21 protein-coding genes and 1 pseudogene are annotated in these 24,109 nt (G+C 66.1%); 17 read left to right on the forward strand and 5 right to left on the reverse strand.

Annotated elements, in window-relative coordinates; translation table 11 throughout:
• Nucleotides 1–23 precede the first annotated feature (23 nt).
• From ACRVY7_RS12485 to ACRVY7_RS12525, 9 genes and pseudogenes are all read left to right on the forward strand, one after another.
• Nucleotides 24–608 (forward strand): Rv1476 family membrane protein, encoded by a 585-nt coding sequence (locus ACRVY7_RS12485; protein ID WP_064870766.1) that lies wholly within the window; start codon nucleotides 24–26, stop codon nucleotides 606–608.
• 394 nt (nucleotides 609–1,002) lie between these two features.
• Nucleotides 1,003–2,535 carry an NlpC/P60 family protein gene (locus ACRVY7_RS12490; RefSeq protein WP_431817514.1) on the forward strand — a complete coding sequence of 511 codons (1,533 nt, stop codon included), beginning with the start codon at nucleotides 1,003–1,005 and terminating at the stop codon, nucleotides 2,533–2,535.
• A 162-nt stretch (nucleotides 2,536–2,697) separates the two neighbouring features.
• Nucleotides 2,698–3,930, forward strand: a complete 1,233-nt coding sequence (locus tag ACRVY7_RS12495) for an AAA family ATPase (protein WP_431817267.1) — start codon at nucleotides 2,698–2,700, stop codon at nucleotides 3,928–3,930.
• Entirely contained in the window at nucleotides 3,920–4,858 is a 939-nt protein-coding gene (locus ACRVY7_RS12500; RefSeq protein ID WP_049697325.1) for a DUF58 domain-containing protein, read from the forward strand. Before ACRVY7_RS12495 ends, ACRVY7_RS12500 begins: the two co-directional genes overlap by 11 nt.
• Before the next feature lie 8 nt (nucleotides 4,859–4,866).
• A complete protein-coding gene (locus ACRVY7_RS12505) occupies nucleotides 4,867–5,844 on the forward strand; it encodes a VWA domain-containing protein (RefSeq protein WP_431817268.1) in 978 nt (325 codons plus the stop codon).
• 70 nt (nucleotides 5,845–5,914) lie between these two features.
• Entirely contained in the window at nucleotides 5,915–6,652 is a 738-nt protein-coding gene (gene fabG1, locus ACRVY7_RS12510) for a 3-oxoacyl-ACP reductase FabG1 (RefSeq protein WP_064870763.1), read from the forward strand.
• Nucleotides 6,653–6,734: 82 nt separating this feature from the next.
• Nucleotides 6,735–7,571, forward strand: coding sequence for an NADH-dependent enoyl-ACP reductase InhA (inhA, locus tag ACRVY7_RS12515; protein WP_005202835.1), 837 nt, complete (start codon nucleotides 6,735–6,737; stop codon nucleotides 7,569–7,571).
• A complete protein-coding gene (locus ACRVY7_RS12520) occupies nucleotides 7,568–8,716 on the forward strand; it encodes a ferrochelatase (protein ID WP_431817269.1) in 1,149 nt (382 codons plus the stop codon). Before inhA ends, ACRVY7_RS12520 begins: the two co-directional genes overlap by 4 nt.
• Nucleotides 8,717–8,866: 150 nt before the next feature.
• A pseudogene (locus ACRVY7_RS12525) lies at nucleotides 8,867–9,082 on the forward strand (SAM-dependent methyltransferase); the annotation flags it as partial.
• An 8-nt stretch (nucleotides 9,083–9,090) separates the two neighbouring features.
• Here ACRVY7_RS12525 and ACRVY7_RS12530 read toward each other — a convergent pair.
• Nucleotides 9,091–9,891 (reverse strand): Rv1486c family protein, encoded by an 801-nt coding sequence (locus tag ACRVY7_RS12530; RefSeq protein WP_431817270.1) that lies wholly within the window; start codon nucleotides 9,889–9,891, stop codon nucleotides 9,091–9,093.
• A gap of 147 nt (nucleotides 9,892–10,038) precedes the next feature.
• Between ACRVY7_RS12530 and ACRVY7_RS12535 the strand changes: the two genes are divergently transcribed.
• From ACRVY7_RS12535 to ACRVY7_RS12545, 3 genes are all read left to right on the forward strand, one after another.
• Nucleotides 10,039–10,869, forward strand: coding sequence for a DUF3097 domain-containing protein (locus tag ACRVY7_RS12535; protein ID WP_431817271.1), 831 nt, complete (start codon nucleotides 10,039–10,041; stop codon nucleotides 10,867–10,869).
• Between the two features lie 62 nt (nucleotides 10,870–10,931).
• Nucleotides 10,932–11,360, forward strand: a complete 429-nt coding sequence (locus ACRVY7_RS12540; RefSeq protein ID WP_431817272.1) for an NfeD family protein — start codon at nucleotides 10,932–10,934, stop codon at nucleotides 11,358–11,360.
• Nucleotides 11,361–12,587 carry an SPFH domain-containing protein gene (locus ACRVY7_RS12545; RefSeq protein ID WP_049697331.1) on the forward strand — a complete coding sequence of 409 codons (1,227 nt, stop codon included), beginning with the start codon at nucleotides 11,361–11,363 and terminating at the stop codon, nucleotides 12,585–12,587.
• 8 nt (nucleotides 12,588–12,595) lie between these two features.
• Here the strand turns inward: ACRVY7_RS12545 and ACRVY7_RS12550 are convergent, their stop codons facing one another.
• Nucleotides 12,596–13,306, reverse strand: coding sequence for a TVP38/TMEM64 family protein (locus ACRVY7_RS12550; protein WP_431817273.1), 711 nt, complete (start codon nucleotides 13,304–13,306; stop codon nucleotides 12,596–12,598).
• 127 nt (nucleotides 13,307–13,433) lie between these two features.
• Here ACRVY7_RS12550 and ACRVY7_RS12555 point away from each other — a divergent pair, with 127 nt between their 5' ends.
• The 4 genes from ACRVY7_RS12555 to ACRVY7_RS12570 all read left to right on the forward strand — a co-directional run bounded on the left by ACRVY7_RS12555 (nucleotide 13,434) and on the right by ACRVY7_RS12570 (nucleotide 19,962).
• Nucleotides 13,434–15,377 (forward strand): methylmalonyl-CoA mutase family protein, encoded by a 1,944-nt coding sequence (locus tag ACRVY7_RS12555; RefSeq protein ID WP_431817274.1) that lies wholly within the window; start codon nucleotides 13,434–13,436, stop codon nucleotides 15,375–15,377.
• A complete protein-coding gene (gene scpA / locus ACRVY7_RS12560; RefSeq protein ID WP_431817275.1) occupies nucleotides 15,374–17,683 on the forward strand; it encodes a methylmalonyl-CoA mutase in 2,310 nt (769 codons plus the stop codon). The genes ACRVY7_RS12555 and scpA overlap by 4 nt, the downstream gene beginning before the upstream one ends.
• Nucleotides 17,683–18,675: a methylmalonyl Co-A mutase-associated GTPase MeaB gene (gene meaB, locus ACRVY7_RS12565; RefSeq protein WP_431817276.1), complete on the forward strand. Its 993-nt coding sequence runs from the start codon at nucleotides 17,683–17,685 to the stop codon at nucleotides 18,673–18,675. The genes scpA and meaB overlap by 1 nt, the downstream gene beginning before the upstream one ends.
• 93 nt (nucleotides 18,676–18,768) lie before the next feature.
• Nucleotides 18,769–19,962: a lipase family protein gene (locus ACRVY7_RS12570; protein WP_064870755.1), complete on the forward strand. Its 1,194-nt coding sequence runs from the start codon at nucleotides 18,769–18,771 to the stop codon at nucleotides 19,960–19,962.
• Nucleotides 19,963–20,071: 109 nt separating this feature from the next.
• Here ACRVY7_RS12570 and ACRVY7_RS12575 read toward each other — a convergent pair whose 3' ends face one another.
• Genes ACRVY7_RS12575 through ACRVY7_RS12585 form a run of 3 tightly spaced genes read right to left on the reverse strand, consistent with a single transcriptional unit; the run spans nucleotide 20,072 to nucleotide 22,498 of the window.
• Nucleotides 20,072–21,043 carry an ABC transporter substrate-binding protein gene (locus ACRVY7_RS12575; RefSeq protein WP_049697525.1) on the reverse strand — a complete coding sequence of 324 codons (972 nt, stop codon included), beginning with the start codon at nucleotides 21,041–21,043 and terminating at the stop codon, nucleotides 20,072–20,074.
• 53 nt (nucleotides 21,044–21,096) lie between these two features.
• Nucleotides 21,097–21,825 (reverse strand): SDR family oxidoreductase, encoded by a 729-nt coding sequence (locus tag ACRVY7_RS12580; RefSeq protein WP_431817277.1) that lies wholly within the window; start codon nucleotides 21,823–21,825, stop codon nucleotides 21,097–21,099.
• The gene (locus tag ACRVY7_RS12585) at nucleotides 21,818–22,498 is read right to left on the reverse strand and encodes an isochorismatase family protein (RefSeq protein ID WP_049697338.1); all 681 of its coding nucleotides are present in this window, start codon (nucleotides 22,496–22,498) and stop codon (nucleotides 21,818–21,820) included. Before ACRVY7_RS12585 ends, ACRVY7_RS12580 begins: the two co-directional genes overlap by 8 nt.
• 23 nt (nucleotides 22,499–22,521) lie before the next feature.
• Between ACRVY7_RS12585 and ACRVY7_RS12590 the strand changes: the two genes are divergently transcribed.
• Nucleotides 22,522–24,099, forward strand: coding sequence for a (2,3-dihydroxybenzoyl)adenylate synthase (locus ACRVY7_RS12590; RefSeq protein WP_431817278.1), 1,578 nt, complete (start codon nucleotides 22,522–22,524; stop codon nucleotides 24,097–24,099).
• The last annotated feature ends 10 nt before the right edge of the window (nucleotides 24,100–24,109 follow it).

Genomic DNA, 24,109 nt, shown 5'->3' on the forward strand with positions numbered 1-24,109 from the left:
GAACAGAAAGTTGGGTACAGCCGATGAGTCCAGGTCCACAGGGCTACCCCGCGATCATTCCTGCGAATGTCGACATGACGGCCCTGCGGCAAGAGCTGCTTGCCGACCACGTCGCCGCACCCGCCGATCAGGAACCAGCGCTTCGCGCCCTCGTGGCCCGCGCCGAGTCTGACGGGCACGACCTCAACGTGGTCGTTCTGACCGTGCCGCAGCCGAACTTCACCTACTACCGCGACATCGCCACCCAGTTGCAGTCCGAGGTCGGTGGGACCGTACTGGTCATCGGCCCGAACTCGGTCGGTAGTTCGTCGGCCGATTTCAGTCGCGTGGTGCAGGAGCAGGCCATGGACGACCTGACGCTGCAGAATCCGTCCGTCGCCGCCACGCAGATGTACGACGAACTGACGTCGCCGCAGATCGACTGGACGCTCGTGACGCTTCTCCTGGTGGTCGTGACGATCATCGGTGCCGTGCTCGCCCGTGTGCGGACCGTACGTGCGCGTCGGCGCCGCGGTGAGGTCGCGCAACCGGCTGCACAACCGCCGCGATCAGCCGAGTCGACCTCGGGTGACGACGTGGTGTCGGCTACTGAGTCGTCCGCCCGCTGAGGCAGGCTGCACCAACCAACCTCGCGAAGCTCGGACCCGGGTCGTACGGCACAACCGGGTCTTGTCGTCGTTCGACGCTCTGTTGCCAATTCGATACCTGGCAAGTCATGTCACCCTTTGGGCTGTTCACGGCATTTTCCCAGGTAATCACCCCTATGTAATTCGTTGCAGCGGTTTTCTCGTGTGTCCGATGTGACGTACGGTTCTCATGTCGCTTGTGTTGCTGTTGGTATCCAATGCACCACATGTGGTAGGTGATGCACGTTGGTTGGTTGGGGAAGACGTGCACCCTGTGTTCGGACATGGAGATGCGTGCGACTCGAGACGGTGCGACTCGAGGCATGACATCGCCGGCGAGGGCGAGGAGTTTCACGTGAGGCGAGTGACCACCGGTGTGGCTCGTGGTACCCCGGGGCGGGGTAGGCCGCGATTCGCACGTCTAGGGGCCGTACTTGCGGTCGCGATACTCAGCGGAATGGGTGCGGGCCAGGCATTGGCCGCTCCTGGCGCGATGGCGCCGAAAAAGCCGACGAGCGCGGTGTCGACGTTGATCAATCAGATCGCAACGGCGAATCAGAACATCAAGGATCTCGACGGAGCGGTCGCCGTTCGCCAGGAGAACGCCAACAGGTCGCTTGCCGATTATCAGAACTCGATCGCGGCGCAGCAGCTGGCCACCCAGGCGGCATCCGGCGCCGAGAACTCTCTCACCAAAGCCAACCGTGCTGCCAAAGACGCCCAGAAATCGTTCGATGCACTGATCCGTGATGTCTATCGGAATGGCACCACGTCGAGTTCGATGACCAAGTACGTGTCCTCCGACAATCCCGACAGGGTGCTCGAGCGGATGTCGACGCTCGACCGGCTCGCCCGGAACCAGCAGGACACGATCCGTCGCCTGCAGGTGGCCCGCAACCAACAAGCCAACAGGGTGTCGGCGCTCGAAGCTCTCAAACGGCAGGCGGCGCTTGCCACCTCGGGCGCGGAGCAGCGCAAGAACGACGCACTTGCCGCCGTACGCGAAGCCCGGTCGGCGATGCTCAACGAACAGCAGCGTCGCAATTCGCTCGTGACTCAACGTGATTCGGTCCAGCAGAAACTCGACAAGCTGCGTGGCACGGTCACAACACCCAAGAAGGTCGACGCTCCCGCGCCGACCGACCTGTTGTCGGGACTCTTCCCCGGAATCCCGGGACTCCCGGGACCTCGTCCGAGCGCGCCCGGCGCGACTCAGGTCGAAGGGACGAGTGACAACCAAGCGCTTCAGGTGGCCGCGGAGGCCGCCGCTCGTCTCGCGGGAGACCTTGGCCAGAAGGCGCTCGCGGCAATGGTCGGCCAGGCGCAGATCCCGCACTCGGAACTCCTCGACGAACTCGGCCTCGGGGGTGCGTCGCTGGGCTCCTCTGGTGCTGACAGCATCGCCAGCAGGCTCGGTTCCGGCAGTCTCGGCACGCTGTTCGGCAGTTCCTCGGGTGGCGGTGGGCCGGTGCGTCCTGGTCTGCGTGGCCCTCAGGCCGTCGAGATCGTGGTGAACCGCGCGCTCTCGCAGCTCAACGTGCCCTACGCGTGGGGTGGTGGTGACGCCAACGGTCCCACCCTCGGTATCCGCGACGGTGGTGTTGCCGACAGCTACGGCGATTACAACAAGGTCGGCTTCGATTGCTCGGGTCTCATGATGTATGCGTTCGGCGGCGTCGGTATCCAGCTCCCGCACTACACGGGCTACCAGTACACATCGGGTCCCCAGGTGCCGCTGGCGCAGATGCAGCGTGGCGACATGATCTTCTACGGACCCAATGCGAGTGAGCATGTCGCGCTCTACCTCGGCGACAACAAGATGGTCGAGGCGCCGCAGTCGGGCGACGTCGTCAAGGTGTCGCCGCTGCGGACGGCGGGCGCGATGCCCAACGTGGTGCGCCTGCTCTGATTCCGCACCGAGCCGGATGCCGTGATGCCGCGCCATCCGAACGACCTTCTTGGCGCGTTTTCAGGACGCACGGCTAGGCTGGCTTGCAATCATGTCGGCAACCGATTCTGCGAAGGCACAACGCGGCTGCGCCGGTATCCGGACGAACCTTAGGAGTAGGGGTTGACCTCTTCGCATCCGAACACTGAGCAGGCGCACGCCGCGTCGAACTCGGGCGGGGGAGCGGTGACGCTCAGCGACGACGACGTGAAGCTCGTGGAACGTGCGATCTATGAGGTCAAGCGTGTGATCGTCGGCCAGGATCAGCTCGTCGAGCGCATCCTCGTCGGACTGCTCGCTCGCGGGCACATCCTCCTCGAGGGTGTCCCCGGTGTGGCCAAGACGCTCGCGGTCGAGACGTTCGCGAAGGTCATCGGCGGCAACTTCTCCCGCGTTCAGTTCACGCCAGACCTCGTGCCAACCGACCTGCTCGGAACGCGCATCTACCGCCAGGGTCGTGAAGAGTTCGACACCGAGCTGGGCCCGGTTGTCGCGAACTTCCTCCTCGCCGACGAGATCAACCGTGCACCGGCGAAGGTGCAGTCGGCTCTTCTCGAGGTGATGGCCGAGCGGCACGTCTCGATCGGCGGAACCACCTATCCGATGCCGAGCCCGTTCCTCGTCATGGCGACGCAGAACCCCATCGAGAACGAGGGTGTCTACCCGCTGCCCGAGGCACAGCGCGACCGCTTCCTGTTCAAGATCCTCGTCGACTACCCGTCGGTCGAGGAAGAGCGCGAGATCGTCTACCGGATGGGCAATGTGCCACCGAGCGCGGCGCAGATCCTCGATCCGGAGACGACGATCCGGCTGCAGGAGACCGCGGCCAATGTGTTCGTCCACCATGCTTTGGTCGACTATGTCGTCCGTGTCATCAACGCGACCCGACGTCCCGCCGAGCTCGGTCTGCACGACGTCGATTCCTGGTTGTCCTACGGCGCCTCACCGCGTGCGACGCTCGGCATCGTTGCGGCTGCCCGCGCGCTGGCACTCGTGCGTGGTCGCGATTACGTGATCCCCGCCGACATCGTCGAGCTCATCCCCGACGTCCTGCGCCATCGTCTGGTGCTGAGCTACGACGCTCTCGCCGACGAGGTCACAGCCGACCAGATCATCAACCGCATCCTGCAGACCATCGGGTTGCCGCAGGTGGGTACACAGCCCGTGCAGCAGCAGGCGCCGCCGATGCAGGCGATGCCGGGTCAGCCCGGCGTCGGACCACAGGCCCCGGGCGTGAACGGCGCACCCGGTCAGAACCCGCAGCAGCCCCCGCAACAGGAACAGCCGGTCAACGGTGCACAGGGCCGCTACCCGGCGGGTCCGGCCAACCAGACGTCAGCGCGGTATGGCGGCTAACAGCACACTGCCGTCGCTCGAATCAGGCCTGCTCGACGAACCGCAGCTCTCGGCAGCGCTGAAGTCGCTCGAACTGACGGTGCGCCGCAAGCTCGACGGCGTGCTGCAGGGCGAACACCAGGGACTGATTCCGGGACCGGGTTCCGAACCGGGAGAGGCACGGCCGTACCAGCCCGGCGACGATATCCGCCGGATGGAGTGGTCGGTCACTGCCCGTACGACCCAACCCCATGTCCGACAGATGATCGCCGACCGCGAGCTCGAGACGTGGCTCGTCGTCGACGCGTCAGCGAGCCTCGACTTCGGCACCGTCGCCCACACCAAACGCGAGCTCGCGGTGGCCGCGTCGTCGGCCATCGTGCATCTCACCTCCGGTGGTGGCAATCGCCACGGCGCGGTGGTGTGCACCGGTGACAAGATCGTCCGCGTACCCGCCCACGCCGGGCGTGCCCACGACCTGAGTCTGCTGAAGACGATCGCCACCACCCGTCGCGCGGAACCCGGCGTGCGGGGCGATCTCAAGGCAGGACTCGAAGCGCTGCGCCGACCGCAGCGGCGTCGCGGCCTGGCGGTCGTGATCAGCGACTTCCTGGGTCCGATCGACTGGGAGCGCTCGCTTCGCGCCATCGGCGCCCATCACGAACTCCTGGCGATCGAGGTTCTCGACCCACGCGATCTGGAATTGCCACCCATCGGCGACGTCACACTCGCCGACGCCGAGTCGGGTGAGATCAGGCAGGTTACGATCACCGAGTCGTTGCGTCGCGACTTCGCCGACGCTGCCCGAGCTCACCAGCAGAAGGTGCATCGGACCATCCGTGGCTGTGGCGGGCCCGTGTTGTCGTTGCGTACCGACCGGGACTGGATCAACGACATGGTGAAGTTCGTGGGGCGTCGTCGCCGCGGACTCGCCGCCGGGGTTGGGTGAGGACGACAGTGTTCTCGCACCCATGGTGGTTGCTCGCGCTCGTCCTCGTCGCCGCCCTCGGCGCAGGCTATTGGTACATGCTCCGGATGCGGCGCCAGCGGGCGTTGCAGTTCGCCAACACCGAGATGCTCGACCGCATCGTGCCCGCAGAGCCGCGGTGGAAGCGTTGGGTGCGCCACGCGCCCATGGTCGCGCTGCTCTTGGCGTTGGTGCTGCTCGTGGTCGCAGTCGCCGGACCGCAGGCCAACCGCAAGATCCCGCGGAACAAGGCGACGGTGATCCTGGTGATGGACGTGTCGCGCTCGATGAACGCCACCGATGTCGCACCGTCGAGAATCAAGGCGGCACAGTCGGCGGCGAAACAGTTCGCCGACAACCTCACCGACGGCATCAACCTCGGACTGATCTCGTTCGCCGGCACGGCGTCGACGCTGGTCACCCCTACGCCGAATCACGACGCCACCAAGCAGGCGGTCGACAAGTTGCAGCTCGCCGACAAGACGGCGACCGGTGAGGGAATCTTCGCCGCTCTGCAGCAGATCCAGACGCTCAACGCGGTGCTCGGCGGAGACGAGGGCGCACCACCCGCGCGCATCGTGCTGCTCTCCGACGGTAAAGAGACCGTGCCAGACGACCCGGACGACCCGCGCGGAGCCTTCACCGCCGCTCGCAAGGCGAAAGAGGAGAAGATCCCCGTTTCCACGATCTCGTTCGGTACCTCGACAGGCACCGTCGATCTCGAGGGCGACCAGGTTCCGGTTCCGGTTGATGACGAGTCGCTGCGCAAGATCGCCAACCTCAGCGGCGGCCGGTTCTTCACGGCGTCGAGTCTCGATGAGCTGAACAAGGTCTACAGCACCTTGCAGGAGGAGATCGGCTACGAGTACCGCAAGGGCGACGATTCGTGGCCATGGCTGCTCGCCGGCACCATTTTCGTCATCCTCGCCGCGGGCGGTGCGATGCTCATCAACCAGCGATTACCCTGATCGTCGGCGATCATCACCGCATCGACCCTGCCGACGTCACACGCACTCGCAACCGATAGGTTTGTAACCCATGTCGCAGAGCAATGAATCTCCCAGCCGTGTCTCGCGTTCGGTTCTCGTGACCGGAGGCAACCGCGGCATCGGTCTCGCGGTCGCTCGCCGGCTCTCCGCGGACGGTCACAAGGTCGCCGTCACCCACCGCGGCTCCGGCGCCCCCGAGGGCCTGTTCGGCGTGACGTGCGATGTCACCGACACCGCATCCGTCGACGCCGCGTTCAAAGAGGTCGCAGAGCACCAGGGGCCGGTCGAGGTGGTCGTGTCGAACGCCGGTATCACCGCAGACACCCTTCTGATGCGGATGAGCGTCGAGAGCTTCGAAGACGTCGTCGACGCCAACCTGACGGGCGCATTCCGCGTCACCAAGGCCGCGACGCGCGACATGCTGCGCAAGCGGTGGGGTCGGTTCATCTACCTCGGCTCGGTCGTCGCGCTGATGGGCACCCCGGGGCAGGCCAACTACGCGGCGTCGAAGGCTGGATTGGTTGGCCTCGCCCGCTCCGTGACCCGTGAGCTCGGCGGACGCAACATCACCGCGAATGTCGTCGCACCCGGTCTGATCGACACCGACATGACACGGTCGCTGCCCGAGGAGTACACCAAGACGGCCGTCGACCAGGCGATCCCCGCCAAGCGCATGGGGCAGCCGGAAGAAGTGGCCGCAGTGGTCAGCTTCCTCGCGTCCGACGACTCGGCCTATGTCACCGGCAACGTGATCAACGTCGACGGCGGCCTCGGCATGGGCCACTAGACCCCCTCAGCCGCACACCCCCCAGCCTCACACGCACAGACACCATCCACAGACACGCCTACCCGCAGAGGAGCCCAGCACTGTGAGCGGAATCCTGGACGGAAAGACCGTCCTCATCACCGGCATCATCACCGACGCGTCGATCGCGTTCAGCACGGCCAAGGTCGCGCAGGAGCAGGGCGCGAAGGTGATCATCACCGGCATCCCCGAGCGTCTGCGACTGATCGACCGCATCGCGAAGCGACTCCCGCAGGAGGTGCCGCCCGCTATTCCGCTCGACGTCACCGATGAGCAGAGCCTCGGCGAACTCGCCGACAAGGTGCGCGAACTCGCGCCCGAGGGGGTCGACGGTCTCGTGCACTCGATCGCGTTCGCACCGAAGACGCTGATGGGCCCCGACGCCGTGCCCTTCCTCGACGGTCCTGGTCCCGACGTCGCGAAGTCGTTCGAGATCTCGGCGTGGAGCTATGCATCGCTGGCTCGCGCGGCGCTGCCTGTGATGAACGAGGGTGGCTCGATCGTGGGCATGGACTTCGACCCGCGGACCGCGCTGCCGGACTACAACTGGATGGGCGTTGCGAAGGCCGCACTCGAGTCGGTCAACCGCTACGTGGCGCGCGAGGTCGGCTACGCGAAGAAGATCCGTTCCAACCTCGTCGCCGCCGGCCCGATCAAAACGCTTGCAGCCAAGGCGATTTCGGGTACGGCTACCGACGACGCCAAGAAGCTCACCATGCTCAACACCTACTGGGACGGCGCGTCGCCCATCGGTTGGGACGTCAACGACCCGGTAGTGGTCGGTAAGAGTGTGTGCACCCTGCTCAGCGATTGGCTGCCCGGCACAACGGGCTCGATCGTGTACGTCGACGGCGGAGCCAGCCACAACACCTGGTTCCCGGAGAACTTCCTCAGCGAGTGACTTCGCAGAGCTCGAGCACGCAGAACAGCACGGCATTTGACGCCGTGCTGTTCCTCTCGTTCGGCGGACCCAACGGGCCCGACGAGGTGATGCCATTCCTCGAGAACGTCACGCGCGGTCGAGGCATCCCGCGTGAGCGACTGGAGGCCGTCGCCGAGCATTACTACCACTTCGGTGGGGTGTCGCCGATCAATCGACTGAACCTGGACATGATCGAGTCGTTGCGTGCCGAACTCGCGCGACGGGGACGCGACCTTCCGGTCTACTTCGGCAACCGCAACTGGGAGCCGATGGTCGAGGACACCGTTGAGCAGATGTACGCCGACGGTCATCGGCGGGTGCTCGTGTTCCCGACCTCCGCCTGGGGCGGTTACTCGGGATGCCGTCAGTATCACGAGGACATCGCGCGCGCCCTCGACGCACTCGCCGCCCGCGTCCCCGCTTCGGCTGACGACCCGTTGTTGCTTCGGAAGCTCCCGCAGTACTGGGCCGAGCCGTCTTTCGTCGACGCCGGCGCCGACGCGGTGCGTCGCGCGGTGGCTTCGCTGCCCGCTTCGGACACGCCCACTCATCTCGTCTTCACCGCGCATTCCGTACCGATGTCGGCTGACGCGGCGTCGGGGCCCGTCGACGAAACCGCCGAGCGCACCGGCGACACCACGAATGGTGAGGGCATCGCAGCCGGTGGCGGTCGGCTCTACTCACGGCAGGTGCGCGCGGCGTCGAATGCCGTCGCCGGGGCGCTCGAGGGTGCTGCACACTCCGATGTCGATCAGGTTTGGCAGTCGAGGTCTGGCCCGCCACAGATCCCGTGGCTCGAGCCCGACATTTGCGACCACCTCGAATCGCTCTCTGCGGCAGGCGTTTCCAGAGTGGTGGTGAGTCCCGTCGGATTCATTTCCGATCACCTCGAGGTGGTGTGGGACCTCGACAACGAGGCCGCGGAAGTCGCCGAGAAACTCGGGATGGAGTACGCGCGTGCCGACAGCGTGGGAACCGATCCGCGTTTCATCACGATGATCGCCGACCTCATCGACCGCTACGCCGACGGCGGGGGTGACCTGCGGGCACTCGGGTGCGCCGACAACGGTGCGACGTGCCGCCCGAACTGCTGCGTCCCGGTGCGCCGACCCCAGCGGGCCTAGCAGTGGGGTCGGAGGTAGACGACGATGCGGTCGCGACGTCGTTCACCGACCTCGTGGCCGACGGCGCGGCCGCCGACGTGTCGGGTTGGGATTTCTCGTGGTTGGACGGACGTGCAACCGAGGAACGCCCTCCGTGGGGTTACGCGCGTGCTCGGGGTCGTCGATCTTCGCACGGCCCGACTCCGCATCGAGATCTTCGACGTCGCCGCGGTGATCTATCTCCTGAGAAAGATTGTGTGGTGGGTCCCCGGATTCACGGTGGACGGATATAGGGGCCGGCTTCACGAACTACACGAGCAGATCCAGCGGGAGGGGCCGTTCGTCGCCCACTCCACACGTCACCTCATCGAGGCACGCCGACGCTGACGACGGCTTTACGGGATCGTCGGTACGTACTCGGAGATGACCCGATTGACCGCGGCGCCGCGAGCGGCGCGGGCAAGCGAGACCAGGCGTCGTAATTCGCCGTCGCCGGAATGCAATTCGTTCGACGTCGCGCCGAAGGTGACGTCACCTCGACCGGCGACGGTCACGATCGCCTCGATCTGAGCGGCGGTATCGATCACTCTGCTCGCACGGGTGTCGTCGTGGGGCGGTAGGTCGACCTGATTGCGCAGCGTGAGCGCGCGGACGGAGCCGCGCAGGTCGGCGGGAGGGTTGCCCGCACGCGAGCCGACCCGGGTCGCCAGGGCCGCCGCCTCCGACACCGATTGGCGCAGTTGATATTCCACTTCTCCGACGGGTGCCGACGGGTCTGCGGGCAGCGGGGCGGAGTAGCGGTACACAGACCACCGGCATACGTCGGCGTCGAGGTCGGGGACGAGCGCGAGGGGGCCTGCGCGCTTTCCGATCTCGTCGTCGACAAGCAGGACTTCGCCGGCTGCGAAGCACGCAGACGTGGCAGGTCCGGGGGGCAGACCGTGGGGGTCGCCCGCTGACGGTAGACGCACCGACATCGCCGTGGCACCGCGTAGGAGCGAGAGGAGTCCGAGAACGCCGTCGTCGCCGACGCGCGGGTGGTCGGTGTGGTCGTCGACCGCGTGGTGATCGGCGAAGATCGCGAGTGTGTCGGCCACGTCGTCGGGTGAGCATCGGCCCGCCAGCCACGCCGCGGCCCAGCCGCCGAGCGCGCATGCTGGCCACGCTCGCGTCACGGTGTGGTCGGTACTGGTCACGAGGAATCACGATACCGATGGCGGCTCATGCGCGCTGCGCGCATCGACTCACGCCGCGCCGCGCCGCTCGCATCGACACCGACACGTCATGGAGGTGCCCGGCGTGGCGACACGCAGCGCGTCGGGTCTGCCCTTAGCGTGTCCGGAGTGAGCGACGATCGATATGGACGAGACGTGCTGGCGACGCCGCGCCGGGCCAAGCCGAGGCCTCCCGAGGTGGCGGCCGAACGTGACCTGGTTGTCGAGGACGCCGCGACGGGCTTCTGTGGTGCCGTCATCGGACTCGAGAAGAGCTACTCCGGCGACCTGGTGCGACTCGAGGACCGTCACGGACGATCGCGCGTGTTCCTGATGCTGCCGGGGGCGTTTCTCATCGACGGCAAGCCGGTGACGCTCGTACGTCCGCGGACCCGCGGTCCGCAGGCCGCGTCGCGCACCGCATCCGGATCGCGGGCGCTACCGCAACAACGTGCACGGCAAGCCAGAGCGAGTCGATTGTTTGTCGAGGGTGTGCACGACGCCACCCTCATCGAGCGTGTGTGGGGCGCCGACCTCCGTGCCGAAGGTGTCGTCGTGGAGAGTCTCGACGGACTCGACAATCTCGAATCCGCGTTGGCGGAGTTCGGTCCGGCACCGCATCGCCGCGTCGGCGTTCTGGTCGATCATCTCGTCGCGGGATCCAAGGAGGAGCGACTGACCGCGGACGTCGGCGAGAACGTTCTGGTGTGCGGACATCCCTATATCGACGTCTGGCAGGCGGTGAAGCCGTCATCGGTACGGATCGCGAAGTGGCCTGATGTTCCGCGTGGTGAGGACTGGAAGACCGGCATCTGTGCACGACTTCGATGGGGCACACCGCAGGACGGCTGGCGTCGAGTTCTGGCCGGAGTCAACGACTTTCGTGATCTCGAGGTTCCGCTGTTGCGGTCGGTCGAAGAGCTGATCGACTTCGTGACGCTCACGCCCGGCGACGACTGACCAGACGGCACAGTTTCTGCTCGTCGTCGGGTTTGTCGGATTCGTTCTGGCACAATGAATATATGAGCGCACTGATCTGGCTTGCCGCCGCGATCGTGCTGCTGATCGGAGAGATCTTCAGTGGCGATCTCGTCCTTCTCATGCTCGCAGGTGGTGCGTTCGCCACCGCGGGTGTCGACGTCGCGTTCGATCCACCGATATGGGTCGACGGGGTCGTCTTCGCCGTGGTGTCCATCCTGCTGGTCGCCGTCGTGCGGCCGGTTGCCAAGCGCCACATGTTGAGTCGACCGCGCGTGCTCACCAACACCGAGGCGTTGGAGGGCAAGCAGGGAATAGTGACCGAGCAGATCGACGGCACTGACGGTCGGGTGAAGATCGGCGGCGAGATCTGGTCGGCGCGGTCGATGGACCCGGCCGAGACCATCGAGCCGGGTGAACATGTGACGATCGTGCAGATCGACGGCGCGACCGCTGTCGTCTGGAAGGGATGAATGGCAATGGAATACATCGGCTTGGCCGTGGTGATCCTGCTGGTGCTCCTCGTTGTGGTGGTCCTGGCGAAATCGGTAGCACTGATTCCGCAGGCCGAGGCGGCGGTGATCGAACGGCTCGGTCGCTACACGCGAACCGTCTCCGGTCAGTTGACGCTCCTGCTGCCGTTCATCGATCGCATTCGCGCACGGGTCGACATCCGTGAACGTGTCGTGTCGTTTCCGCCGCAGCCGGTGATCACCGAGGACAACCTGACCCTGTCGATCGACACAGTCGTGTACTTCCAGGTGACCAACCCGCGGTCGGCGGTCTACGAGATCGACGACTACATCGCGGGTGTCGAGCAGCTCACCATCACCACGTTGCGCAACGTCGTCGGTGGCATGACTCTCGAAGAGACGCTGACCTCTCGTGACTCGATCAACGGGCAGCTGCGTGGTGTCCTCGACGAGGCGACCGGCAGGTGGGGCTTGCGAGTGGCTCGCGTCGAACTGAAGTCGATCATGCCGCCCCCGTCGATCCAGGAGTCGATGGAGAAGCAGATGAAGGCCGACCGGGAGAAGCGCGCGACGATTCTCGCCGCCGAGGGCCAGCGTGAGTCGGCGATCAAGACGGCCGAAGGTAACAAGCAGAGCCAGATCCTCGCGGCGGAGGGCGCCAAGCAGGCTGCGATTCTCGGCGCGGAGGCCGACCGGCAGTCACGCATTCTGCGCGCCCAGGGCGATCGCGCGGCGGTCTACCTGCAGGCGCAAGGCGAGGCCAAGGCAATCGAGAAGACCTTTGCTGCGGTGAAGTCGAGCAAGCCGACGCCCGAGGTTCTCGCCTACCAGTACCTGCAGCAGATTCCGGAGATGGCCAAGGGTGAGGCGAACAAGGTCTGGGTGCTCCCCACCGATTTCGGCTCGGCGCTGCAGGGATTCGCGAGGTCGTTCGCTCAGCAGGGTGATGACGGCGTGTTCCGGTACGAGCCCAACCACGACGAATCGGCCCCGGAGGTCGACGACGCCGAGACCGAGGACTGGTTCTCTCTCGCATCAGATCCCAAGGTGGCGCAGGCGGTAGCAGAGGCCGAGGCCGTTGCGCGCAAGCCCGTCGCCCCCGAGGTGACTGCGCGTCCCGTGCGGTCGTCGCTGCCGTACGCCGAGCCCCAGCCCGCCGCGAACGAGTTGGCCGACACCGCGTCTCCCGCGACGACGGCCGACGATGAGGCGCTGCGAACCGAGTGAGGCCGCGCTCACGCAGTGGTCGACTGCTCGCGTACCGGTAGTCGGACGTCGACGATCAGTCCGATGACCCCGACGGCGAAGAAGGTCGCGCTCAAGAGCATGAGCAGAGGATTGCGCTCGCCGGTCAGAGCGTTGCCGAGCAGGACCACCGCGACGGTGCCCGGCGCAGACGCGATGACCGACGCGATCAGGTAGGGGAGAAGCCGCACGGACGAGAGCCCGGCGCACCAGTTCAACAACCAGAACGGACAGATCGGGATCAATCGCAGCGATCCGATCGCCAGCCACCCGCGTGCAGCAAGCCTTGCGTCGATCGTCATGACAACCGGACGGCTCAGGAAAGGCGTGACCCGATCGCGCCCTGCCCACCGCGCAAGCAGAAATCCGAGCGTTGCGGCCACCGCTGTCGAGATCAGTGCGCCGATGAGTCCGACGACGGGCCCGAACAGCACGCCCGCGGACACCGTGAACACGGTGCGGGGGATGGGAAACACGGTGACGAGCGCGTACGCGAGGAAGAAGACCCAGACGAACCCCGGTCCGAGGTCCTCGCCCCAACTACGGACGCTCGCGACCGTCGGGACGGGCACCAGATACGACGTGACCAGCACAGCGCACACCGCTATGAACGCGATGACCGCGTTGCGGACCAGACGCCTGCGTGCCGCACGGTCTCCGACATCCTGTGTAGGCGTCGGGGTCACGGTCTCTGAGGGCACCGGGTAACTCTACTCGTCGTCCCTTGTGGCGAACTGCTTCCATGGAGCGCTTACCCGACCGAGCGAACGATCGGCTAAGGTTCGGTTACGCGCCCAACAGGAGCATCACGGAGGTTAGCCAGACCACATGAATGATCAGCCTGTGCAGTCAGACCCGGCACTCGACGAGGCCTACCAACACTGGTCGGAGTCGGCGGCTGCGGTGCTCGCCAAGTCGCGACGTGTCGACGTCGCCGACCTTCCCGATACTCCGGAAGCCCTGCTGTCGACCTCGACAGCCGACGGCCTCACGGTTCGGCCGCTCTACACCCGCAAGGACGAAACCCCCGAGCCCGGACTGCCCGGGGCGTTTCCCTTCGTCCGAGGTGCAGATCCCGCGCGCGATGTGACGGCCGGTTGGCGAGTCACCGAACGATTCGGCGACGACCCGACGGTCGACGCAGCGGCGGTCAACACCGAGATCCTCGAGGCGATGAACAACGGCACCAGCGGCCTGTGGATCGCGGTCGGCGGGGCCGTGGCAGCCGATGACCTCGCCACGGTGCTCGACGGCGTCTATCTCGATCTCGCGCCGGTGACGCTCGACGCCGGGGCCGATGGAATCGCGGCGGCCCAGGCATTCGCTGCGATACGTGCGGGCGCGCCGGAGCCGCCGGTGACCACCGCGCCCACCGTCGGCACCACGCATTCGCTGGGACTCTCGCCGCTGACTGCGGCGTACAGCGGCCGACCGACCGTGGACGCGGCGCAGGCCACGGCGCTGGCAGTCTCGAATCCCGACCCCGCCCTGCGTACGTTCCGCGTCGACGGTGCCGACTTTGCCACCGCGGGCGCCGACAACGGCCTCGAGATCGCGCTCATCGTCGGCGCGGCCCTCACACATCTGCGTGACCTCACCGACGCCGGATTGACCCCGGCGCAGGCGTTGACCCAGGTGTCGTTCGGTGTGTCGGTAGACGACGACCAGTTCGCATCCATCGCGAAACTGCGTGCGCTGCGTAAGATCTGGGCGCGCGTCGCCGGTGTCGTCGGCGCGCCGGAGGTCGGTGGTGCGCTCACCCACGCGGTGACAGCACTCTCGATGTACTCCCAGCGGGATCCCTGGGTGAACATGCTGCGCAGCACGGTTGCGGCATTCGGTGCGGGTGTCGGTGGCGCCGACCAGGTCAGCGTCCTGCCCTACGATGCCGCGCTGCCTGCGTCGAAGCGTACGTCGGGGTCGACGTTCACCCGACGCATCGCCCGCAACACCCAACTGTTGCTTCTCGAGGAGTCCAATGTCGGCCGCGTCCTCGACCCTGCGGGCGGCTCGTGGTTTGTCGAAAGCCTCACCGACGACCTCGCATCCAACGCGTGGGCGGTCTTCACCGACATCGAATCAGCCGGGGGCTACCGCGCCGCACTCTCGTCGGGCTGGGTCGCCGACCGTATCGGCGAATCCCTGGCACGACGCGACGTCGAGGTGGCGCACCGGCGTAAGCCGGTCACCGGCGTGAGCGAATTCCCCAACCTCGACGAGAAACCGCTCGGCCCCGACACCGCAGACGCAACCGCCCTCGTGACCGGCGGTCCGCGGCTCGCACGGGTGGGACGTGCATTCGAGGAATTGCGCGACCGATCCGACGCCGTGCTCGCCGACACCGGACGTCGTCCGACGGTGCTGCTGCTGCCGCTCGGGAGCGTCGCAGAACACAACGGTCGTACCACTTTCGTGGCGAATCTCCTCGCCGCAGGCGGTATCGCGGTCATCAACCCCGGGCCGGTGACCGCCGACGACATCGCCGACCTGGCAACAGCGGCGAACACCCCGATCGCGGTCATCTGTGGAACCAAGCAGCGCTATGCCGACGACGGGCCTGCCGCACTTGCGGCGGCACGTGCGGCCGGGATCGGCAATGTGCTTCTCGCCGGTCCTGAAAAGGAGTGGCCTGCAACCGAATCCGAAGGGCAGGCGAAGCCCGACGGGTCGCTCCGTGTCGGTATCGACGCCGTCGCCACCCTGAACGATCTCTTTGACACGCTGACCACATCGACCCCGGCCGGGTCGAACACCTCGGGAGCCTCGGCATGACCGAAACACAGCAGGCGGGTACGCAGCAGACGGGCACACAGCAGGCGGGAACCATCGGTAGTTTCGCCGACGTCGATCTCGACGGCGCAGGCGATTTCGCGGCCACCGCGGGGTCGTCGGATGTCGCCGGTGCGATCGACACGCTCGCAGCGGCGAATGGCTACACGACCGAGCAGGTCGTCTGGAGCACACCCGAACAGATCGACGTCAAGCCCATCTACACCCGGGCCGACCGCGACGCCGTCACCCGCGACGCCGAGCACCCCTATCCGCTCGACTCCATCCCCGGCGCCGCACCCTTCATCCGGGGGCCATACCCCACGATGTACGTGAACCAGCCGTGGACGATTCGTCAGTACGCGGGCTTCTCGACGGCCGCGGAATCGAACGCCTTCTACCGACGGAATCTGGCGGCCGGGCAGAAGGGTTTGTCGGTCGCCTTCGACCTCGCAACCCACCGCGGCTACGACTCCGACCACCCGCGCGTCGCGGGTGACGTGGGAATGGCGGGTGTCGCGATCGACTCGATCCTCGACATGCGCCAGCTCTTCGACGGCATCGACCTGGGCGCAGTCTCGGTGTCGATGACGATGAACGGCGCCGTGCTGCCCATCCTGGCGTTGTATGTCGTTGCCGCCGAAGAGCAGGGCGTGCCGCCGGAGAAGTTGGCCGGGACCATCCAGAACGACATCCTCAAAGAGTTCATGGTCCGCAACACCTACATCTATCCGCCCAAGCCCTCCATGCGGATCATCTCCGACATCTTCGCCTACACCAGCGCGAAGATGCCGAAGTTCAACTCGATATCGATCTCCGGCTATCACATCCAGGAGGCCGGAGCGACAGCCGATCTCGAGCTCGCCTACACGCTTGCCGACGGCGTCGAGTACATCCGTGCAGGCATCGAGGCCGGCCTCGACATCGACAAGTTCGCGCCCCGACTCTCGTTCTTCTGGGGCATCGGCATGAACTTCTTCATGGAGGTCGCCAAGCTTCGTGCCGCACGGCTGCTGTGGAGTGAGCTGGTGGCGCAGTTCAGCCCGAAGAATCCGAAATCGCTGTCGCTGCGCACACATTCGCAGACCTCCGGATGGTCGCTGACTGCGCAGGACGTCTTCAACAACGTGGCACGTACCTGCGTCGAGGCAATGGCTGCGACGCAGGGGCACACGCAGTCGTTGCACACCAACGCGCTCGACGAGGCCATCGCTCTGCCGACCGACTTCTCGGCCAGGATCGCCCGCAACACGCAGCTACTGCTCCAACAGGAGTCGGGCACCACGCGTCCCATCGACCCGTGGGCGGGGTCGAATTACGTCGAGTGGCTCACCGCGCAACTCGCCGACAAGGCTCGTCGCCATATCGCTGAGGTCGAGGAGACCGGCGGCATGACGCAGGCCATCAACGAGGGTCTGCCGAAACTCCGCATCGAGGAGGCCGCCGCCCGCACACAGGCGCGCATCGACTCCGGGCAGCAACCACTGATCGGCGTGAACAAGTACCGAGTCGACGACGACGAGGAGATCGAGGTCCTCAAGGTCGAGAACTCCAAGGTGCGGGCCGAGCAGCTCGAGAAGCTGAAAAGGCTTCGGACACAACGCGATCAGGCCGCGGTCGATGCTGCACTTGCCGATCTCACCCGCGCCGCGGCGTCGACCGACACCTCGGGCGGTCTGGACAACAACCTGATGGCGCTCGCGATCGAGGCGGCACGTCATCAGGCGACCGTCGGTGAGATCTCGGCCGCCCTGGAAAAGGTCTATGGTCGCCATCAGGCGCAGATCAAGACCATCAGCGGGGTGTACCGGCATGAGGCAGGCGACGTGAGCAACATCGACGCGGCGACCGACATCGTTCGACGTTTCGCGGAGGCGGAGGGTCGACGACCCCGCGTGCTCGTCGCGAAAATGGGTCAGGACGGCCACGATCGCGGACAAAAGGTGATCGCGACCGCCTTCGCCGACCTCGGCTTCGACGTCGACGTCGGCCCGCTGTTCGCCACGCCGGAAGAGGTCGCCGCGCAGGCTGCCGACAACGACGTCCACGTCGTCGGGGTGTCATCGTTGGCGGCGGGTCACCTCACCCTGGTACCTGCGCTGCGTCAGGCGTTGGCCGACGTCGGTCGCGAGGACATCATGATCGTCGTCGGCGGCGTCATTCCGCCGGGCGATTTCGACGAGCTCTACGAGGCAGGTGCAGCCGCCATCTTCCCGCCCGGCAGCGTGATCGCCGATTCCGCCGTCGAGTTGATCTCCAAGCTCGCAAGCAGCCTCGACATCGAGTTGCCAGAGGTGGCTGCCGGTTAATGGGAGTGCAACGTCGGGTTGATGTTCAGGCGCTGACCGACGGTGTGCTCGGTGATCGTCGCGCCGATCTCGCGAGGGCGATCACATTGGTCGAGTCAACGCGACCGGACCACCGTGCGGCGGCACAGGAGTTGCTGTTGGCGCTCACCCCGCATGCCGGGAAGTCGTTTCGCGTGGGGATCACCGGCGTGCCCGGCGTCGGCAAGTCGACGACGATCGAAGCGCTCGGGATGCACCTCATCGAGCAGGGCCACCGCGTCGCGGTGCTGGCAGTCGACCCATCGTCGACGCGTACGGGTGGTTCGATACTCGGCGACAAGACACGCATGGGCACGCTGGCTGTGCACCCCGACGCCTACATCCGCCCGTCTCCGACGTCGGGCACGCTCGGTGGCGTCGCGAAGGCAACCCGCGAGAGCATCGTGCTCGTCGAGGCCGCCGGATTCGACGTCGTGCTCGTCGAGACGGTCGGCGTCGGTCAGTCGGAGGTGACCGTCGCCAACATGGTCGATACCTTCACGTTCCTCACCCTCGCGCGGACAGGCGATTCGCTGCAGGGCATCAAGAAGGGCGTGCTCGAACTCGCCGACGTCATCGTGGTGAACAAGGCCGACGGCTCGCATCTCACCGAGGCCAAAGGGGCTGCGCGCGAACTGAAGAACGCGCTCAAGTTGATCTATCCGCACGACGCGCTGTGGGTGCCACCCGTCCTGACGATGAGCGCACTCGAGAACACCGGCGTCGAGGACTTCTGGCGGGCCGTCGAGCGCCATCATTCCGTGCTGGTCGACGCGGGCGAGTTCGACGCCAGGCGCAGCCGCCAGCAGATCGACTGGACGTGGACGATGGTGCGCGACGAGTTGCTCAATCGCCTGGCGGCCAGCCCGGAGGTCGCCGGGATCCGCAGTGACGTCGAAGCGCGTGTCGGATCCGGCGACCTGACGCCCGCCCTGGCTGCGCAGGAAATCCTCGCCTCCTTCGATCGTCGGTGACCGAAGGGCCATCGACGGCGAGACCCAGATGACCTGCTACGTTGCTTAGGGTCGCCTAATGTCGGGCGCCGTGTCTGTAAGGAAGGCGGTCTCATGCGTTCTCTGGCCAGGATCCCGCGGCGTCGTTTCGCCGCGATGCTTGGGTCGGTGGTATCCGTACTCGTCGCGGTGGTGATCGGGTTGGTGCCCACGCTCACCGCAACCCCCGCTGCTGCAGCGCCTGCCACCGCGGGCACGGTGCTCAGCGCCGAGGACATCACCGACAGGCCGGACGCGAAGGTCGCAGGTGCGGGCAAAGTTGTTGCCGTGACCTACCTTTCGCCGCAGAGTGACGGCACGCTCGTGCCCGTGCGTGCCACGATCATGATTCCCGCGGTCGCCGCACCGAAGGATGGCTATCGCGTCCTGGCCTACGGTCACGGCACCGCGGGCCTCGGCGACGACTGCACCGTCACCGACCGCATGGGGCATCAGGGGCGCTACGACTCCTGGCTTGGTCCGTGGCTCAAGAAGGGCTATGTCATCGCGGCGACCGAGTACGCGGGTATCGGCGGCCCCGGTGTGCACGCCTACCTCGACGGCGACATCGCAGGCAAGAACATCCTCGATTCCGTTCGCGCGGCGCGCGTCGTGACCCCACAGTTCACCGGAGTGCAGACCTCGAAGGGCTTTGTGTCCACGGGTGGTTCGCAGGGTGGACACGCCGCGTTGTGGGCGGGTCATCTCACGCCGTCGTACGCTCCCGAGTTGACCAATGTCGGTGTCGCCGCGACCTCACCGCCCGTCGACATCGCCGACTACTTCTCGGCGATCCGACCGGGTGTTCCGCCGGTCGAGGTGCCCGACTACGTCACCTACTTCTCGTACGTGCTCGCGGGACTCAAGGTCGCGCGACCCGATGTGGACGTCGATTCCTACCTGACCCCGCAGGGGCGCAAGGTCGTGAAAGACGCGCAGACGCTGTGCTACCCGAATCAGGGTCGCGCGACAAAGGGGATGACCGTCGGGCAACTCGTTGCGAAGCCGTTCAACGAGGGTCCGCTGATCCCGGCTTTGCGCTCGGTGACGTACGTCCCCGAAAAGGGTTATCCAGCACCGATTCTGCTCCAGCAGGGCGCACTCGATCCGGTGGCATTCGCGCCGCTGACACAGCGGTGGGTTGACCGCGCGAAGGCGAACGGCGTCAATGTCGATCTGCGGACCTACCAGGCCGGCCACGGCGTCGGTGTCTACGCGGAAACGAACGCGCTGGCATGGTCCGAAGGGCTCCGCTGGCCGACGGCCTGATCGCAGCGCGTCAGCGCTACAACGATCTACAAAGACTGCGTCCCGCTCACCGAGGAATCGGTGAGCGGGACGCAGTCTTTGTGGTGGGTTTCTCTCCCCGGCGCAGGCCTCAGAACTTGGCGGCCACGGGATCGAGGGTGTTGATCACGAATCCGACCGACGGTGCGCTGGGCACGCTGAATGCGGGCTGCGTCTTGTCGTCGAGGAACACCACGGTGCCCTTCTGGACCGCGGGCAGCGACGACCAACCCGGAACACGCTCTGCGACAGCGGGATCGCCGCCCGGGGTGTAGACAACGAGCAGATCCGAGTCGAGCAGGTCGATTCGCTCGGCAGAGATGAGCGAGCGCGTCGAACCCTCCTTGTGCTCCGCTGCGACCTTCGGGTTCAGGGTGAAACCGAGCTGGGCGATCAGACCTGCGGCGGCATCGTCGGTGGTGTTGATCGCACCGACCTGGCCGGTCGGACCGACCTGTGCGAAGGTGAACGTCTTGCCGACGGCCGCGGGGTACTTCGCCTTGAAGTCGGAGATCTTCTTGTTCGTCGAGTCGACGAGTTCGGTTGCCTGCTGCTGCTTGCCGAAGATCTGCCCGGTGGTGGTGGCGATCTTCTCCCACGTATCGACCGTCGCGCCCTTGGTCAGGACGGGGATCGTCGGTGCGATCTCAGCCAGCTTGTCGTAGCGGCTCTTGTCGCCGACATAGCCTGCCAGGATCAGATCCGGTTGGTACTTGGCGATCTCGCCGACGCTGACCTGCGAGATGTCTGCAACCTGGATCACCTCGGAGTCGTGCTTGGGCGTCCACTCGAAGCTCGGGGTGCCCTGCGGAACGAACTCAGCGGTGATCGGGATATCCAGCGCCGCAAGGGTGTCGGTCCAGTCGGTGATCAGGCTGACCACCTTGGTCGGCTTCTTGTCGATCGTGGTGCTGCCGAACTCGTGGTCGATCGTCACGGGGGCGAACGATTCCGATGACGACGACGATGCGTCGTCCTCCGAGGACGAGCATGCGGCCAGGAAACCGATGAGTCCTGCTGTCAGCAGAACCGCGAGTGCCCGCGTCGCGCGCGTTTTCTTCACTTCAATCCAATCGTCTGTGTCGGGTATGTCAGTTTCGGACGGTACATCGCACATCACATGTCCAACGTCGCACCTCCGTCGACGCGAAGGTCGTGCATGGTGATGTGGCGTGCGGCGTTCGACGCGAGGAATACCACTGTCGATGCAACATCTTCGGGACTTGCTATGCGTCCCAACGGTATTCCGAGTCGATAGGCGTCTGGTTCCCCGGCGAGTACCCGGTCGCGGTCAGCGTTGTCGGTCCACATTCCCCGCAGCATCGGCGTGTCGGTGGAACCGGGGGAGACGATGTTGACGCGGACACCGTACGGCGCGACCCGAAGTCCGAGACTGCGTGCGTACGACGTCGCGGCGGCTTTGGATGCGCCGTACGCGGCCAGGCCCGATCGCGGGGTGGCTCCCGCGTTGCTCGAGACGACCACGACGGATCCGCTCCGTCGCGCGGTGAGGTCGTCGAGTGAGACGTCGAGCAGATTGCGCACCCCACCCGCGTTCACGGCCATGCAGGTATCCCAGTCGTCGGACATCACTCCGGCGGCCGAGATGACGATATCGACGGGGCCCGGCTGCGTCGCCGTCCTCCACGCTTCACCGACCGCCTGCCGATCCGTCACATCGACACGACGGATACCGTTGTCGTGCACCAGATCCCACGCGTCGACTGAGGATCCGTGTGCGCGCAGCAACGCGGTGACGGCTGCCCCGATACCCCCCGCGGCGCCGGTGACCACCGCACGTGTTCCCGCGAGCGACCCAGGTTGAAGCAGCGCAGAATCAGGCATGGCTGCGCGCCCCGCGCGCGGGGGTGTCCGATTCTGACGTTGCGCCTTTCTGCAGCGCGTCGACAACGTCGTCGGTGGTGAGGACCCGTCCCGCACGCTTGCCGACGTACTCGCACGCCATCGTGTGCTCGTCGCGCGTGAAGTCGGCGACGGCGTCGGCAACAAAGAACGGCTCGACGTCCATCATGAACGCCTCGGTTGCGCTGATCATGCACCCCATATGGGCGTACACGCCGATCACGATGAGCTGATCACGCCCGTGCCGTGCCAACAGGTGTCTCAGATCGGTGCGCTGAAATCCCGAGTACCGCCACTTGGTGACGGTGATGTCGCCCTGGCGAGGAGCCAGTGCGGGAATGATGTGCTCGTCACGGCCGGAATCGAGTCCGCGGCCCCAGAAGTCGGCCAGGATTCCTCGACGCGAGGGGTGTTGATCGCCGGGCTGCGCCGTGTAGACGACGGGTATGCCCGCGGCGGTGGCTGCCGCACGGATGGCGACCATGTTCGGGAGCGCGGTCGCCATCGGTTCGGCCTGCGTATCGTAGGCGTCGATGAAGTAGTTCTGCATGTCGTGGATCAGCAGTGCGGCGCGCGAGGGTTCCAACTTCCAGTCGACGCGCTGCGGGAACGGTCCGTCGGGAATCTGGTACGGGGTGATCGTCGGGATAGCCACGCCATTAGGGTAGCCTCACCTTTATGCTCGTGTCTCCATGGCCCCCGGAACTGGAAGCGAAATATCGAGCCGACGGACTGTGGGTGGGGGAGACGTTCGACGACGTCCTGCGCTCTCGGGCCGACGACCCGGCGTCCGCCGACCATACCGCTGTCGTCGACATCCACCGCAGGCTCACCTACGCGGAGTTGAACGATCGCGTCAGCCGGATCGCGGCGGGCTTCGTCGAACTCGGTATCGCGCCCGATGATCGTGTGCTGGTGCAGATCCCGAACCGGGTCTGCTACGTCGAAGCCGTCTTCGCGCTGTTCCGACTCCGCGCTATCCCGGTGTTCACGCTTCCCGCTCATCGTGCAGGCGAACTCGTCGGTATCGCGCGCGCGGCCGGTGCCACCGCGATCATCTCGCCACGCGAGGACGCGGGATTCGACTATCGCGGACTCGCCGACACCATTGCGGCGCAGGTTGATTCGGTGACCCGGTGGATCGACGCCGACGACCTCGACGCGTTGTTGGCGCCACCGTGCGAGCACGACCGCGCGAACCCCGCCGAACTCGCCTTCCTACAACTGTCGGGTGGAAGTACGGGCATCCCCAAGCTCATTCCGCGCACACACGACGACTACCTCTACAGCGTGCGTCGCAGTAATGAACTCTGCGGCGTCACCGCCGACACGGTCTATCTCGCGACGCTGCCCGTCGCACACAACTTCCCGATGAGTTCGCCAGGCATTCTCGGCGCGATGTGTGCCGGTGGGACGATCGCCCTCACCGCGTCGCCCGCGCCGTCCGTCGCATGGGAGATGGTGGCGCGCGAGGGCGTGACGATGACCGGCCTCGTGCCGCCCCTTGCGCGGCTGTGGACCGAAACCGCCGAGGCCGGAACATCTTTCGACCTCTCGTCTCTCGACGTCATTCAGGTCGGAGGTGCGCGCTGCCCGGACGAACTCGCACGCCGCATCGGCCCGGCACTCGGGGTGCGCCTGCAGCAGGTGTTCGGTATGGCCGAGGGCCTGGTCTGCTACACGCGACTCGACGATCCGATCGACGTGATCACCACGACGCAGGGCCGTCCGATGTCGGCAGATGACCAGGTCAGGCTCGTCGACGAGGACGGCGTCGACGTCGGCGCCGGACCTGGTTTTCTGGAGACGCAGGGGCCGTACACGATTCGTTCGTATTGGCAGGACGCGAGTCCGTCGTCGTTCGCGACCGACGGGTGGTACCGCACAGGGGATGTCGTCGAGCTGACCGCAGAGGGCAACGTCGTGGTGCGCGGTCGTGGCGGCGATCGTGTCAATCGCGGCGGCGAGAAGGTGTCCGCCGAGCAACTCGAAGAACAGTTGCTGACACACCCTGCGGTGCGCGACGCCATCGTGGTGGCGGTAGCCGACCCCTATCTCGGTGAGCGCACCTGCGCCTACCTGATCGCCGACGACGCCGACAATCCGCCGAACCTCGCGGGTATCCGACGCTTTGTCCGCGAGAACGGCCTCGCCGAGTGGAAGCTCCCCGACATCGTCAAGATCATCGACGAATTCCCCGAGACCGGCGTCGGCAAGGTGAGCCGCAAGAAACTCCGCGAGATCCTCGCGGGCTGACCCTTCCGAC

This window comes from Gordonia jacobaea (assembly GCF_965344965.1).
In the GTDB taxonomy this organism is placed as follows: Bacteria; Actinomycetota; Actinomycetes; order Mycobacteriales; family Mycobacteriaceae; genus Gordonia; species Gordonia jacobaea.